This window comes from Micromonospora sp. NPDC047620 (assembly GCF_043205005.1).
Lineage (GTDB): Bacteria > Actinomycetota > Actinomycetes > Mycobacteriales > Micromonosporaceae > Micromonospora.
This window is the reverse complement of the sequence record NZ_JBIDDG010000020.1, coordinates 83957-99188: the sequence shown is the minus strand read 5'-3', so window position 1 is coordinate 99188 and position 15232 is coordinate 83957. Positions and strand designations below refer to the sequence as shown.

At 72.1% G+C, this 15232-nt stretch carries 9 protein-coding genes; 5 read left to right on the top strand and 4 right to left on the bottom strand.

Annotated features, from left to right (window positions below):
• Positions 1-17 precede the first annotated feature (17 nt).
• Genes ACGF5C_RS23550 through ACGF5C_RS23540 form a run of 3 tightly spaced genes read left to right on the top strand, consistent with a single transcriptional unit; the run spans position 18 to position 2795 of the window.
• The gene (locus tag ACGF5C_RS23550) at positions 18-710 is read left to right on the top strand and encodes a response regulator (RefSeq protein ID WP_393304819.1); all 693 of its coding nucleotides are present in this window, start codon (positions 18-20) and stop codon (positions 708-710) included.
• The gene (locus ACGF5C_RS23545) at positions 703-2142 is read left to right on the top strand and encodes a sensor histidine kinase (protein ID WP_393304817.1); all 1440 of its coding nucleotides are present in this window, start codon (positions 703-705) and stop codon (positions 2140-2142) included. Before ACGF5C_RS23550 ends, ACGF5C_RS23545 begins: the two co-directional genes overlap by 8 nt.
• A 59-nt stretch (positions 2143-2201) precedes the next feature.
• On the top strand, positions 2202-2795 hold the full coding sequence (locus ACGF5C_RS23540; protein ID WP_393304815.1) for a hypothetical protein: 594 nt from the start codon (positions 2202-2204) through the stop codon (positions 2793-2795).
• Between the two features lie 183 nt (positions 2796-2978).
• On the opposite strand, the gene ACGF5C_RS23535 is transcribed toward ACGF5C_RS23540, so the two are convergent.
• Positions 2979-4577: a ricin-type beta-trefoil lectin domain protein gene (locus ACGF5C_RS23535; RefSeq protein ID WP_393304814.1), complete on the bottom strand. Its 1599-nt coding sequence runs from the start codon at positions 4575-4577 to the stop codon at positions 2979-2981.
• Between the two features lie 261 nt (positions 4578-4838).
• The gene (locus ACGF5C_RS23530; protein ID WP_393304812.1) at positions 4839-7082 is read right to left on the bottom strand and encodes a hypothetical protein; all 2244 of its coding nucleotides are present in this window, start codon (positions 7080-7082) and stop codon (positions 4839-4841) included.
• A 122-nt stretch (positions 7083-7204) separates the two neighbouring features.
• On the opposite strand from ACGF5C_RS23530, the gene ACGF5C_RS23525 reads away from it, so the two are divergent.
• Positions 7205-7912: a glycosyltransferase family 2 protein gene (locus ACGF5C_RS23525; protein ID WP_393304862.1), complete on the top strand. Its 708-nt coding sequence runs from the start codon at positions 7205-7207 to the stop codon at positions 7910-7912.
• A 217-nt stretch (positions 7913-8129) separates the two neighbouring features.
• On the opposite strand, the gene ACGF5C_RS23520 is transcribed toward ACGF5C_RS23525, so the two are convergent.
• A complete protein-coding gene (locus ACGF5C_RS23520) occupies positions 8130-8450 on the bottom strand; it encodes a hypothetical protein (protein WP_393304811.1) in 321 nt (106 codons plus the stop codon).
• Positions 8451-9010: 560 nt separating this feature from the next.
• On the bottom strand, positions 9011-12106 hold the full coding sequence (locus ACGF5C_RS23515; protein WP_393304809.1) for a hypothetical protein: 3096 nt from the start codon (positions 12104-12106) through the stop codon (positions 9011-9013).
• A gap of 686 nt (positions 12107-12792) precedes the next feature.
• Between ACGF5C_RS23515 and ACGF5C_RS23510 the strand changes: the two genes are divergently transcribed.
• Positions 12793-15096, top strand: coding sequence for a LuxR C-terminal-related transcriptional regulator (locus ACGF5C_RS23510; RefSeq protein ID WP_393304807.1), 2304 nt, complete (start codon positions 12793-12795; stop codon positions 15094-15096).
• Positions 15097-15232: the final 136 nt, after the last annotated feature.

Below are 15232 nucleotides of genomic sequence, written 5' to 3'. Positions count from 1 at the left end.
TCGGGAATCATGGGCCGGTGACCGTCGACGCCCCGACCCGCGGGCTCGTCCTCGTGGTGGAGGACGAGCCGGCCATCGCCGACCTGGTCCGGCTCTACCTGATCCGCGACGGGTTCGGCGTACACGTGGAACGGGACGGCGCCGCAGCCCTGGCCGTCGCCCGCCGGCTGCGGCCGGTGGCCTGCGTCCTCGACATCGCGCTGCCCGGCCTGGCCGGCACCGAGGTCTGCCGGCGGCTGCGCGAGGCCGGCGACTGGACGCCGGTCATCTTCCTCACCGCCCGCGACGACGAGGTGGACCGCGTCGTCGGGCTGGAACTGGGCGCCGACGACTACGTCACCAAGCCGTTCAGCCCGCGCGAACTGGTCGCCCGGGTGCGGGCGGTGCTGCGTCGCACGGCCGGAGCGCCCGGAGGAATGGGCCGGCCGCGGGTCGTCGGCGCGGTGACGCTCGACCCGGCCCGGCGCACCGTGACCGTCGCGGGGGCCCCGGTGCAGCTCACGTCGACCGAGTTCGACCTGCTCGCGCACCTGATGGCCCGGCCGGGCCGGGTCTTCACGCGGGAGGAACTGCTCGCCGGGGTGTGGGGGTACGCGGCCCACGCCGGCACCCGCACCGTCGACGTGCACGTCGCGCAGGTCCGCGCGAAGCTCGGCGCGGCCAGCGTGATCCGCACCCACCGGGGCGTCGGGTACGCCGCCGATGGCTGAGCCCACCGTCGCGCTGCCGGTGGTCGGCCCGCCGGCGCGGCCGTCCCGCCCCCGCCCCGCCCGTACGCTCACCTCCCGTGCGGTGCTGGTCACCTGCGCGGTGGCCCTGGTCTCGGTGCTGGTCACCGCGATCGTGGCGGTGCCCGTGGCGGTGCTCGGCGTCGAGCGGCGCGACCAGGAGGCGCTGGCCGCCCAGGCCCGGCTCGCCGCCGAGGTGCTGCGGCCCCGGCTGGAGACCGGGCGGACCGCCGACGAGGAGCGGATCGTCCGCCAGTTGCGCGCCCAGGGCGTCGACGCGTACCTGGTCCGGCGGGGCGTCGCGGACCGGCCCGGCCTGCCGCCTCGGGTGGTGCAGCGCGTCGCCGAGGGACGGAACGTGTCGACCCGCCGGCCCCTGGGCGGGCGGCGCACGCTGATCGAGGGCCGCGCCCTGCCGGGCGGCAACGGGGTGGTGCTGACCCGCTCACGGGCCACCGCCCCGTGGCGGCAGGTGCTGCCCAGCCTCTGGCTGCCGCTGTTGGCCGGGCTGGCCGCCGGCGTGGTGGCCGGGCTGCTGCTGGCCCGCCGGCTGGCCCGGCCGATCCGGCGCGCCGCCGACGCCGCCGCCCGGCTGCGCGCCGGGGACCGGACGGTACGCGTGCCGGTGGAGCCGCCCGACGAGGTGGCCGACCTGGCGTACGCGCTGAACGGGCTGGCCGCCGCGCTGGCCACCAGCGAGGGCCGGCAGCGGGAGTTCCTGCTCTCCGTCTCGCACGAGTTGCGCACCCCGCTGACCGCGATCCGGGGCTACGCCGAGGCGCTGGCGGACGGGGTGATCGGGGCGGCGGACGCGGCGGGCACCGGCCGTACTGTGCTCGCCGAGGCGGAGCACCTGGACCGGCTGGTCAGCGACCTGTTGGCGCTGGCCCGGCTGGAGGCCGCCGACTTCCCGCTCGAACCGGTGCCGGTGGACCTGGCCCGGCTGGTCGCCGACGCCGGCCGGACCTGGGCCGACCGGTGCGCGGCGGTGGGGGTCACGTTCCGTGCCGAGGTCCCGGAGCAGCCGGTGCCGGCGTACACCGATCCGGGGCGGATCCGGCAGGTGGTGGACGGGCTGCTGGAGAACGCGCTGCGCGTCGTGCCGCCGGGGGCGCCGGTCGTGCTCGCGGTCCGGGCGGCCGGCCCTGACCCGGCGGCGGGCGGCGTCGTGGAGGTCCGCGACGGCGGACCCGGTTTCACCGACGACGACCTGGCGGTGGCGTTCGAGCGCGGCGCCCTGCACCAGCGCTACCGGGGGGTGCGCAAGGTCGGCAGCGGGCTGGGGCTGGCGCTCGCCGCCGGCCTGGTCCGCCGGCTCGGCGGGGGGATCACGGCCGGGCACGCGCCGGAGGGCGGGGCGGCGTTCACCGTCCGGCTGCCACCGGATCCTTACCAAACTCGAACATCGGCCTGACCCGCCGCTCGCCGGACGGCGGGAGGCTGGGACTCCACGGACGGACGAGAGGGAGACTCATGGCACGTTGGGGAATCGCCGCCGGCATGCTGCTCGCGGCGGTCGCGCTGGGGCTCACCGGCTGCGGCGCGGCCGAGGTGGCGGGCCAACCGGCCCGCGAGACCGCAGTCGAGGTCGCCGCGGCGCTCGGCGCGGAGGGCCAGGCGCTCGCCGCGATGGGCTTCGACGCCGGCGACCTGGACGTCGACCCCGTGGCCGCTTCCGCCTCGCCGGTGGCCTCGCCCACCGCGACGGGGGAGAAGCCGCGGCGCGAGCGCGCGGAGGAGTGGCGCAAGCGCCGGCAGGCCCGGGTGCTGCTGCGGAAGAACACGCTGCACGGCGAGGCCGTGGTGCGGACGAAGGACGGCGGCGCGAGGACCGTCGCCGTGCAGCGGGGCGAGGTGACCGCGATCGACGGCGGGAAGATGACCGTGAGGTCCACCGACGGCTTCACCATGACCTGGACCTTCGGCGACGGGCTGCGCGTCGTCGAGCGTCGTACGACGATCGCGTCCACCGACATCGGGGTGGGCACGAGGGTCGGCGTGGCCGGCGCCAAGGACGGCGACGGCGGCGTGGCCCGCCTGATCGTCGTGCCGGTCAAGCAGAAGTAAACCGTCGGGCTGTCCCGAGGCGAGCACCCCTGAGCGGCCGTCCCCCGATGGGAGACGGCCGCTCCGTTCGCGCGGACAGTGCGCTGTACGGAGGGTGTGGCCCGCCGTCCCCGGCGGAGGGATCATGCCTGACCGCCCGGAGCCGGGGACGGCGGGCCACACCCCACCTCAGTACACCTGGCCTCAGTACACCCGGGAGCCGATGAAGTCGTCGTGCCCGTAGCCCACCGGGTTGGCGAAGGCGCGGGACTCGAACGACCACTGCTGGCGCGTGCTGGTGGAGCAGGTGGCCAGCCGCAGCCGCGGGGTGCCCAGCCACGGGTCGTCGAAGGCCAGGCAGAGGTTGGTGTTTCCGGCCGCCTTGATTTGGTTGCCGGCCAGCACGAACTTCTGGTTGGCGCCGCCGTGGCAGTCGTGGATGTCGACCGCCGTGCCGGAGTTCAGCGTGCCGCCCGAGACGTCCAGGCAGCGGTCATGGGAGAGCTCCGAGTGCAGCGACTGCCGGGCCGGGTCGTACCAGAAGCCCTGGTTGCGCCCGCCGTGGCAGCCGTACGACTGCTGCGGCGTGCCGTTGCGCGAGTCGTAACCCTTGCCGTCCACGCAGGTGCCGGTGGCGGCGTTGCGCAGCTGCCTGAACTCGAACAGCCCCGGGTAGAGCACGCCGTTTCCGGTGCTGGCCGGGTCGACGCAGGTGGCGCGCTGCTGCCCGGAGTTCCAGAACTGGGTGACGCACTGGGCGAACATGCCGTGCCCCCGGTGATTCGGGTGGAACGACTGCCGCGCCGCGTTCTCGTCCCAGACGCCGATCTCGATGTGGAGGCCGCGGACGGCGGTGTTGTCGGTGCACACCTCGTGGCCGTGGAACAGCCGGCTCGCGTCGAGGTAGCGGGTTCCGGTGTTGGTCGCCGCCGCCCGCAGCGCCGACTCGAACAGGGGCACCGCCTTGTTCCGGGCGAACGCGGCGTCGGCCAGGTAGAGCAGGCAACCACCGGCGTACCAGCCGGGGAAGTTCGGGTTGTCCTCCACGTCCGGGCTGCCGGGGCTCGGGTACGACATGAGCACCAGCTCGTAGTCCGACCGCAGGTAGCCCGCGCCGGTCATGGTCTGCCGGATGTCGGTGAGCGCGTCCTCGACCGCCTGTCGGCTGCCGTCGGTGCGCACCGTCCACTGGTCGGTGTAGGTGGGGTAGCACGGGCCCTGGAAGAAGACCCGGCGGATGGTGCAGTCGGTGGCGACGGGGCCGAACTGGATCGTGCCGTCGCCGTTCGCGCCGACCACCACCCAGATCAGCTTGATGTGCGTGTTGCGCGCCTTGATCGCCAGGTGGTCGCCCTGGTTCAGCTCGTTGTGCTGGGTGGGCCCGCCCCGGATCAGGTTCCACGGGGTCGCCCCGGAGCAGGCGATGTTGTACTTCTCGTCGGCGGGGATGCCGGTGCGGAAGACCGCCTGGTCGTACGAGCGGTCGCACCAGTTGCCGGGTTCGTGGGTGCCGGGCACGTAGTTGCCCACCCCCTCGCCCGAGATCTCGCTGTCGCCCATCGTGATAAGCGCGGTGCGGCGCTGTTCGATGGGGCGGATGGCGGGCGCGCCGTAGAGGGCGGTGGCCTCGGCGGCGCGGATCGCCTCCAGGTTGCCGGGGAGTGGCTGGATGGCCGGACGGTCGGCCGCGGTGGCGGGGGAGGCCGTTCCGGCGAGCATCGGCAGGACGAGCGCGGCGGCGGCGACGACGGTGAGCACCCTTCGTCGGGTCGCGCGTTCGCGTCTGGCAGGGGAACCATGCATCGACGCACTCCTTTCGGCTCGATCGCGGGACGTCGATCGAGTTACCAGAAGGTAACGCCGGCTTCGAGATATGTGAATGCGTCTCGTAATCGTTGCGCGCGGAGTGGAGAACCGGACGATCCGGGCGAGACGGACGGCGTCAGGGGTGCTGCGGCCGTCGCTCCGGCCGCCCTCTTCGGCGTGGCCGGGCGGCGCCGGCGGTGCGCGGCCAGGAGGCGCCGGGCGGCGTCGGCGGTGCGCGGCCAGGAGGCGCCGGGCGGGTCAGCGCCCGGGCGGCAGGGCGTAGCCGACGTAGCCCCGGAACTCGACGCGCCAGCCCGCCGGCACCAGCTCCGCGCACGCCGGCCGGCTGCCGGTGCAGACGATCGCGTCCACCGAGGCCGGGTCGGCCGGCGGGCGCCCAGGCAGCACGGACTGCAGCGCCACCAGCTCCGGCGGGCGGCCGTCGGCGTCACGCAGCAGCAGCCACCAGGGGTACTCCCAGTTGTCGTTCTGCTGCACCAGGCCGATCCGGCGGGCGTCCGTCGCGCGTACCGCGCCCGCCGCCCAGCGGAACTCCTCCGCCCACTGGGGACGCCGCAGGAACCGGGTCTCCCACTCGGAGGCGGTGAAGACCGAGCCCGCGCCGACCAGCCGGCGCGGGAAGCCGTACGACACCGCGAGCACCCCGGCCAGCGCGCAGGCGGCCAGCACGGTCACCGCGAGCCCGGCCGCCACCGACCGCCGGCCCGTGCCGCCGGCCCGCGCGGCCGACCGGCGCCGGAACAGCGCGTCGAGCCAGAGCCCCGCCAGCGGTACGGCCAGCGTCAGCGCGTAGAGCAGCAGGCGGTTGCCCCACGGCTGCCACTTGACCATGGCGGTGTGCAGCAGCACGGCCACCACCACGACCACCGCGTACGCGCGCAGCGGCCCCGCCTGCGTCGGGCCGACCCGGCCCGGCCTGGCCAGCGCGAACCCCGTCCCGATCAGCGCCAGCGCCCCGGCCAGCGGGAAGGCCACCCGGTCCTCGTCCGGGTACCAGGACGGCACCGGGAAGCGTTCCCGCCCGAAGGTGGTGGCCTGGTCCTGGGGGTCCACCCCGATCAGCTCGGCGCCGGCGACGATCGCCTCGGCGCCGGCCCGGCGCAGCGGCGCGAGCGGGGTGTCGAACGCCGTGTGCGCGATCCGCAGCGCGTTGACGAGCACCGAGGGTGGGTCGTGTCGCTCCATCGGGACGGACTCGCGCAGCCGGGGCGGGCCGAGCGGGTGCCCGAACTCGGCGGTCACCCGGGCGAGGAACGGCCCGACCACGACCGCCGCGACCAACAGGATCAGCACGGACCCGGTCACCGTCCGGGCCACCTGGTGCCCCGGCCGGAGGCCGCCGGGCGCGGCAGCCCCACCGGCGTGACCGGCATCCGGGCCGCCCACCGCGCCGGCCCTGTGGGGCGCCGCTCCGGCGCGCTCCCGCGCGGTGCCGCCCCGCGCCAGCCGGAGTTGGGCGAGCCCCCAGAGCACCAGCAGCGGCCCGAGCGCCATCAGGCCGTTGGTCTTGGTGACCGCGGTCAGCCCGGTGGCCGCCCCCAGCCCGAGCATCGTCCCGACCCCGGTGCGCCGGCGCAGCCCGTCCAGCGCGAGCGTCGCCGCGCAGGCCACCCAGGCGGCGCAGACCAGGTCGGTCTGGGTGCTGGTCGCCTGGAGCGCCACCATCGGCGTGGTGGCCAGCACGAACGCGGTGAGCAGCTGGGCCCGGCGGCTCCCGCCGAGCTGGGCGGTGATCCGGGTCGCCGCCAGCAGGACGCCGACCCCGGCGGCCCACTGCACCAGGTGGTGCAGCGCGTCGCCGCCGGTGAAGAGGCGCAGGTGCAGCAGCAGGTACTCGGCGCCGGGCGGGATGGTCACCTGCCGGTGGATGGCGGTGGGCCAGAAGTCGAGGTCGCCCTGGGCCACCCAGTGCTCCACCTTCGGCAGGTGGTAGGTCTGCGAGTCGAAGTTGTTCGGTTCGGCCAGCAGGGCGATCAGCAGCTCGACCAGGAGCAGCCCGCCGACCGTGCCGGCGAGCAGGCGCTCGCCCCGCCCCGCCGTACGCCAGGCTTCGGCCAGACCGGTCCACCAGCCGGACCGGCGGGCCCCGGCGGCGCCCGGCGCGCCGGCATCCGGTGCGGGCGGCGGGGCCGGGGCGCCGGTGGTGGGGCCGGTGGTCGCGCCGACCAGGGCGCGGCGTGGCGCCGCGACGGCCGCCGCCGCCCGTCGCGCGGCGTCCCGGCGGCGGCGCCGTCCGGCGACCGCGCCCGCGGCGGCGAGGAAGAGCAGCCAGGCGACGGCGAACGCCGGCAGGGTGAGCAGCCCCAGCGCGCCGAGCACCTCCACCGTGAGCACCGCGAAGGCGCCCGTGACCAGGGCGGCCCGGACCAGCGCGAGGCGCAGCGGCGCCACGGTCTCGGTGGCCAGCGGCCGGAGGGCGACGGTGAGCAGTCCGATCGCGGCGACGGGGGCCAGGGCGAGCGGGTAGCCGGCTGCCGACATGGCGGAAGTAAACACCATCTTCCTGAGGCCGCCACGGTCGATGCCCACGGTGCTGGGCACCGCCCCGCTGACCAGCCAGGCTAGGCTAGGGCCGACGTATTGTCGCCACCGTGGAGATTCCCGTGAAGCTCTCGATCCTCATGCCGGTCTACAACGAGGAAGAACGCATCGCGGATGCTCTCAAGCAGGCGTTGGCGGTCGACTACCCGTGCGAGATCGAGCTGGTCGTGGTTGACGACGGCAGCCGGGACGGTACCGGTGAGATCCTCGGCCGGGCCGACGACGCGCGTCTGCGGGTCATCACCCACCAGCGCAACGCCGGTAAGGGTGCGGCCATCAAGACGGCGGTCGACAACGCGGAGGGCGACTTCATGGTCATCCTCGACGCCGACCTGGAATACGACCCGCAGGACATTCCCAAGCTGCTCGATCCGGTGCTCGACGGGCGGGCCACGGTCGTCTACGGCAATCGCACCTTCGGCAGCCACAGCGCCTACAGCTTCTGGTACGTGATGGGCAACAAGGGCGTCACGATGGCTGCCAACGTGCTGTTCAACTCCTACATCGGTGACCTGGAGACCTGCTTCAAGCTGATGCCGGTCGAGCTCTACCGTTCGCTCGACGTCCGCTCGCGCGGCTTCGGTATGGAGGCGGAGGTGACCGGCAAGCTGTTGCGCCGCCGGATCCGCCCCTACGAGGTGCCGATCAGCTACCGGGCGCGGGGCCGTGAGGAGGGCAAGAAGATCACCTGGAAGGACGGCGTCGAGGCGCTGTGGATCCTCGGCCGCGAGCGCACCCGCCGCCGCCCCCTCGGCGCCCCGACCCGCTGACCCGCCGCCGAGACGGGGCTTGACCCCTGATCTTGGACGCGGGTTATGCGGCTGGGGCCAGCGTAACCGGTGCCGGTCGGGTGTTTCTCGTAGCGGCCGCAGCACTGGCCGGGCTGCTGGCCTACCTGAACCGATGGCTGCGCCATTACACGGTCCGCCGCTGAACCCGCCGCCGCTTGTCTGGGAGCACCGTGCCGGTCAGCGGCGGTGACGCCCGTCAGGCGCTGGAATCCACGGCCCGCTTGAGTGCCTGGCGCAGGAGTCCGACCGGCGGCACGCCTGACACGTCGGCCTCGTCTCGGTATAGCCGGCACGCCAACGCCGGACGGTGGTGGGGTTCGGCGAACGGGTCCCCGCCGTCGATGAGAACGCTGGGTGAGCCGAAAAAACCGAGCTGCTCGGCCTCGGCCTCGCTGGTCACCACCCGAACCGTGAACGGCACAGCTGACAGGCCCACCTCGTCGAGCGCCCGGCGCAGCGCCACAACGGCCGGCCCTTCGTTGGGACAGTCCGCAACCACCAGCAGCTGCACATCCACCCGTCCATCGTGCCTCAACGCGATTCGCCAGTGCCTCATCCGACCGCTGGAAACGCAACCCTCATCGTGGCGCGAACAGTCCGCCGAGGGCCGCCAGGCAGATCCGGTGGCGAGGATGACGGCTGGTGCCTGGTGGGCCTGCTGGCCCACACACCCCGGGCACCGACCTTCAACGCCGTCACCGCCACCGGATCCTTGAACCATGAGCGGCGAGGACGGAGGCCACACCATGGCGACCTCAGGCGTGATCTTCAAGAGGTGCGGATGTCGGGATGGCGGCGGCAAGCGGCTGGCGGTCTTCGCCGAGATCGCCAAGACCACTCGTCCTCACCGCCGCCCGCCGCACCCGCGACAAGATCCGCAAGAAGGGCCGCCGCAAGCAGAGAGTGACGGAGTCTGGCGGCGTCCGGCTCACACCAGCCCCGTCCGGCCGCATCCCCGCAGGTCCGGCCCCACAATCGTGCTCGTGGATGCCCGCAGGCCATTCCTCACGGGGTGCGAGTACCTGCTCGGGTGCCGCGGTGCCGGTCCAGCGCACGCTGGACCGGCACACGGTTCCGCTACTTTTCCTCGGAATCGTCCGAGGTGTTTGAGCCGTTGCCGTTGCTGGCCTGGTTCATCATTCCGCCGAGGGCGCTGAGGCTGCTCGCGGCCTTTCCGGCCGGGACCAGCTTGGACGCCGCTTCGACGGCGATCGTGGCCATCTTCTGCTGGTGTTCGGCGGCGGTCTTCATGGCCTCGTTGGCACGAGCGCCGGCTTCCTTGTCGTTGCTTGCTGCGGCCTCGATGCCCTTGCTGAGCATCTGACTCATCTCAGCCGCGCCGGCGATGTCCTTGAACAGGTTGGCGGTGGACAGGACCTGCATCGCCGCCTGGGTGGCGGCCGGGTCGGGCAGGGCCGCGACCGTCTGGAACTTGGCCTCACTTGCGCCGAGTTGGGCGACCTTGACGTCCACCTCCTGGTTGCGGGTGCCGGTGCTGACCGCCGCGATGTCGGTGGGCAGAATCGGGATCGGCGAGTCCTTCCAGTTCCAGAATCGGGTCAGGTCGATCTTCTCGGCGGCGTTGGCACGACCCAGGACGGCTTCGGCGAAGACGCCGTTGGTAGCGATGCCGACCTTGGCGGTGACCGACTTGCCTAGCATCGTGCTGTCCGCCGAACGCGCCTTGAGCCAGTCCTGCCGATCCTGCTCGCTGCTGAAGTTCCAGCGGAAGCCGAGATAGTTGCCGGTGGCCGCGACCGGTTTCGGGTCGAGCAGCATGCCGAGCGGGACCGCGTCACCCTTGCTGCCCGGCGGCAGGTAGGAGTAGTTGGCGAGGATACGGCTCAGAGTCAGCTCGTCAGCGTTCGCCCAGACGGCCTGGCTGTAGTAGCGACGGTTGTCGTTGAGGTGGTCCAGGACGGCCTGTGGCACCTTCCCGCCGCGCAGATGAAAGCCGAGCGCGGCGATGTAGGTCCGGCTGCCGGTGCGGACGGTGGAGCCGAGCAGCCCGCAGATCGCCGCGCCGCCGGCGTCCTCGGTCAGGTCCGGCGTGGTCGGTCCGGCGGCGGGGCCGAAGCTGACCATCCCGGTCTGCAACGTCAGGCGCAGCCCGGCAAGGCTGCCCCGGGCGGCCGTGCCGGTCCAGTAGTCGACGGAGAGCAGCTTCTCACCGGCTTTGAAGTCGTAGGATCCATGCTGTAGCACGCCCGAGCCTCCGGTGTCGCCGCAGCGGTACGTGTGGCCGGGGATGACGAGCCGAACGCTGCGGATGCCGGCGTTGTCCCACCACACGTCGATCTTGGTAGGCCACCCCGACTCCGGCGGTGGCGGGTCGTCGAACGCGGTGAGCGCCTCACGCGGCGCGGTCAGCAGCCGGTAGAGCACGCCCTTGTCGTTCATCAGCCAGAACTCACCGCCACCGGCCGAAACGATCTTGGCTGGCACCGCTGCGGTCATGGGCGCGGTCCCGATCTTGCCGGGTGTCCATGTCGACGAGCCGGGCTCGACCATCATGATCTTCTTGTCGCCGGTGACGCCCCAGATGACACCGTCCGGCGCCGCGGTCAAGCTCACGATGCCCGGAGCGGGCGCCGGACGCTCGGTCCACGTCGTGCCCGTCCGTTCGAAGGTCTTGCCGTCCTTGCAGTACCAGACTCGCTCGCTGTTGACCACGGCAAGATCGTCGACAGTGATGACGGACTTCTGCCAGACGCTCCCGACCAGCTGGTAGACCTCCGAGGTCCCCCACAGGATGGTGGTGCCGTCGCTGCCACTGGCGATTCCCAGGCCGGACGCGCCTTGCGGAGAAGTTTGCCACGTCGTTCCGTCGAACATCATGATCGCGTTGTCGGGCCGGATTCCCCAGACCGTGTCCTTGCCCGGCGCGATCCGTTTCAGGCCGCTGGCGGGCAGGCCGGTGGTGGGCAGCGGATTCCACTGCCGTGCGATGGGATCGAAGCGCACCGGGGCCCCGTCGAGCTTCCGAACACCGTAGACGCCCATGGCCGACGCCGCGAGGTCGAGCAGGTCGATCCCTTCGAACAACTGATGGGCCGGTGCCTCCGTCGCGGTGCAACCTTCCAGCTTGCGTACGGTCGACTCGAGTGGATTGGCGTCGCGGATCCGGGTGGCCCAGTCCTTCGGCGACACGCTGGCCAGCACCTCCTTGTACCGCTGCAGGTTGTTGTGCGTGAAGGAGAGTTCCTGCAACGGGATGAACAGGCACCGCTCGGCGGTCACCGGCTTCGTCGTCACCTCGTAGACCTGCACGACCTCGTAGTACTGGACCGACAGTGCGTGCATGTGGTTGTAGTTGGTCACCACCCGGGTGGTGACCTGCTCCTTCTCCGATTGCGAGGTCTCCCGGACCACCGTCATGTGCCGGCTACGAGCCGCGGTCGCCACCTGTTGGGTACGTGCGCTGATCTGCTGCGCGGCGTCCGAGGCGACCGAGCGGATGCCGGTGGACCGTACGACGTTCGTCGCGAAGCCGCTGTTGGAGGAGTTGCTCCAGGTGCCGCCGAGGTTCAGGCCGAACAGCGCCACTCCTCCGCCGCCGCCCTTGCTCGAGGACGTCGACGCCTGCTGCATCGAGGAGGTGCCGTGCTGCTGCTCCTGGGCGATCGTGTTGGCCACCTCGGAGATCGAGCGGTCCTGGTCGGTGCGGCTGGTGAGCTGGTCCTTCTCGCTGGTCGCCTCGGTGCCGGTGCCGCGGGTGCGCCGTTCCCAGTCGACGACGGCGACTCTGGTGCTCTCCCCGGGCGCCAGGGCGAGGCTGTGCAGCAGCCGGCCCAGCGTGACGCCCTTCACCGCCCAGCTCTGCTCGGTGGTGACGATCATTCCCTCGGCGGGGCGGTCGTAGAACGGCAGGTTCTCCTCGCCGAGGTCGATGGCCCCGGTCAGTTTCCGGGCCGGCTTCGCGCCCGGGATGTCGGTCAGCACCACCGACTGGTAGCGGACGACCTCTACCGGATGATCGCCGCTGGCGGGCAGGAGGTCTGCCGGTGTTGCGCCGTCGAGGGGGCCGGTCGTCGACTGTGTGGGTTTCTGGCCGTTCTGTGCTGCGGGCATGGATGAGCCTTTCCACGCGGGATCAACGAAAGTCCGAAGCGGACTGTCAGGATTGTGCGAACCGATATTTGTACAGGCCGAGAATGCGAATAGTCGATTCACCGAAGATTGATATTGAAATCGGAAGTCATGCTGAGCAGCGATTGAGCGGCCATAAACATCAAGTGGCGCTCAAGTGCTGCGGACTGCCGGGCCCGCACAGCGTGCGGACGTAGTGCACGATGCCGCGGCGGCGGCGATCAGCCTGCGTCGCAAGGGTCGGGCGGGACGCCAGATGGCGGTCGGAAGCATGGGACACCTCTCAGAAGCTGTGGACAGGAAGAGATGGGGAAAGGACCCGGGAACCACCCGTCGACCAACTGCAAGGAGCACCGACTCGAAGCGTCAGAAGCGACGGATCAACGCCATGGTGCGGGAAAGGAAGGAGATCGGGTCCGGTCGTTGGCTCGGCGGCGGATCGGCGGGTGTCGGGCGCCGCCCACAGGTATCGCATTCGAAGGGGTGATGGCGCATCACCCCACCCTGGAGGCCCGAGGGGTGAAAAGCCGGATGATGCCCGCGTGGATTGAGGGCGTATCACCCCCTCGGATAGGTGCCGCGCGAGGCAGAAAGGTGCCGATTTTGGGCTGTCAGCAAGGCGACAACGCTGGCATCGCAGCAGGCGGCGGTATCCGTTACGTCCGCGGCGGCCCGGCCCCTTGATTGACTGAGGCCACCCCCTCGCCAATACTATGCGTGACGGATCGGGCACCATCGGTGCGCGCCGGAGGCAGGGGGTGTGTCAGCCGGTGCCCGAGAGACTTCCCACCAACATGGGACCGGGCTGGCCTGCCGCGCGGCCGACCCGCCGACCCGCCGGTGTGGTGGAGGCGCTGGTCGCGCCCAAGATCCATGTTCGCGCCGTGCAGCCCGAATGGGCAGGCCGTCCCAAGCTGCTTGCCGCACTTAACGATGCCGGTGCGGTGCGGCTGGTGACGTTGATCGCCCCCGCCGGGTACGGCAAGTCCACACTGCTGGCACTGTGGCACGCTCACCCGGGCCGCCGCCGGGTGCTGGCGGTGCTCGCCGTCGACGCGCGCGACAACGACCCCGTGCTGTTGTGGTCGGGCATCCTCGCCGCGCTGACCGCAGCGGCGCCGGGACCGCAGTGGACGACCGTGGCCCGGCTACTGCGCCAGACAAACCCGGACATCGACACCGCAGTGCTGCCCGCGGTGTGCGCGGCGCTCGCCCCGCACGCCGCTACGACCGGGGTGACTGTGGCCCTCGACGACTGCCATCTGCTCACCGAACCGGCGTGTCACCGCCAGCTCGCCGCGTTCGTCGCGGCGCAACCGCCCAACTGCCAACTGCTGGTCGCCTCCCGCCGCAACCCACCACTGCGCCTGGCCCGGCTTCGAGCCAGCGGACGCCTGCTGGAGATCGGTCCCACCGAGTTGCGCTTCGACGCTGGTGATGCCGCCTGGCTGGCCACCACCGCCACCGCCGGAGTCGAACTGCGCGACGGCACCGCGCAGGCCCTGATCGACGCCAGCGAGGGCTGGCCCGTCGCGGTGCACCTGGCCGCCCGCGCGATGCGGCACCACGCCGACGCGGCAACGGTGCTCGCCCAGCTGACCGCCAGCCACGGCCACCTCGACGACTACATCACCGAGGAAATCCTCGACGGCCTCAGCCGGCAGCAGGCCGTGGCCCTGGCCCGTACCGCGGTCCTGGAGCGGCTCACCACCGCCCTGGCCCAGGCGGTGGCCGGCGACGACCTGCCCGCCCTCGACTCGCGCCACCCAAACGGGCTGCTGCTGGTTCCGCTGGACACCACCGGTGAATGGTTCCGCCACCACCACCTGATCCAGCACGCCCTACGGCAGCGGTTGCACCGCGACGAACCGCACATGCTCGCACGCCTGCACCGCCGTGCCGCCGCCTGGCTGCGCGCGCAAGGCCGCACCGAAGACGCGATCGAGCACAGCCTGACCGCCGGCGACACCGGCACCGCCATCACGTCAATCGCCTCCGCCTACATGGCGGCGATCAACACCGGGCGGCGGGTAACCGTACGCGCGTGGCTTGACCGCCTCGGCGCCGACACGGTCTCCGCCAGCGCCCCGGCGGCCATCGCGGCCGCCTGGGTCGCCGCCGTCAGCGGCGACCGCCCGGCCGTCGAACACTGGCTGGGCATCGCTGAACACCTCGGCCACCCAGGACCGCTACCGGACGGCACGGCATCGGTCACCTCCGCCGCCGCCCTGGTCCGGGCCGTCTTCGGTTTCGACGGACTCAAACCGATGACCGAAGCCGCGCACACCGCCGTCGAGCAGGAAACCGACCCCACCAGCCCTTGGTACGCCATGGCCCGCGCCGCCCTCGGCTGCGCTCACTACCTCGGCGACAAATCGCACGCAGCCCTCGAACCCCTCAGCCGCGCGACGGCCAGCCACGCCGCCACCCCCATGGTGCGTACCCTTGCCACCGGGGTGCTCGCGCTCGCGCAACACCATCTGGGCCAGCACGAAAAGGCCGCAGCCACCGCCGCCGCCGCGCAAGAGCTGGCCGAACACTGCGGCCTGCAACAGGCGCCACAGGCCAACATGGCCTACATCGCCCAAGCCGCCGTCGCCATCCATCAGGGCGAGCACGGCCGCGCGCAAACCCTGCTCGAGCTGACCCTCGCACTACGTCGACGCAACCCCGGGATGAGCCCTTGGCCCACTCTCTGCGGTCTGACCCAATTGGCCGAGCTGTACCTGAACACCGGCGATCACGTCGGCGCCGCCGCCTGCATCACCGAGGCCCGCGCTCTGATCGACGAGTTCCCCGACCCGCACAGTCCGCTGCTCGAACTCCTCGACCGACTCGACCGGTACCCCCGCCCAGCACAGCGAGCCATCCGCCAACCCACCACACTCACCGCCCAAGAACACGCCCTGTTACGGCTGCTACCCGCACCGATGACCCTGCGGCAGATTGCGGCGTATCGGCACGTCAGCCTCAACACCATCAAAACCCAGACCCGCGCCATCTACCGCAAACTCGGCGCCGCCCACCGGACCGCCGCCGTCACCACCGCCCGCCGGCACGGACTCATTCCCTGAATCCGGGTGCGCCTCGCCCATCGTGCGCTGCAGGGCGACGACAGGAATGCCCGCGGCGGTGGCCGCGTCGATCGTGTGCGTGATCTGCGGCAGCGACTCGGCGTGGGGCGGGCACTGGATCTCCAGCGGGGCCGCC

Bases quoted from the DNA above. Each gene is read 5' to 3' on its own strand.
- ACGF5C_RS23545 (WP_393304817.1), top strand. From the start codon at position 703: ATGGCTGAGCCCACCGTCGCGCTGCCGGTGGTCGGCCCGCCGGCGCGG.
- ACGF5C_RS23540 (WP_393304815.1), top strand. From the start codon at position 2,202: ATGGCACGTTGGGGAATCGCCGCCGGCATGCTGCTCGCGGCGGTCGCG.
- ACGF5C_RS23535 (WP_393304814.1), bottom strand. From the start codon at position 4,577: ATGCATGGTTCCCCTGCCAGACGCGAACGCGCGACCCGACGAAGGGTG.
- ACGF5C_RS23530 (WP_393304812.1), bottom strand. From the start codon at position 7,082: ATGTCGGCAGCCGGCTACCCGCTCGCCCTGGCCCCCGTCGCCGCGATC.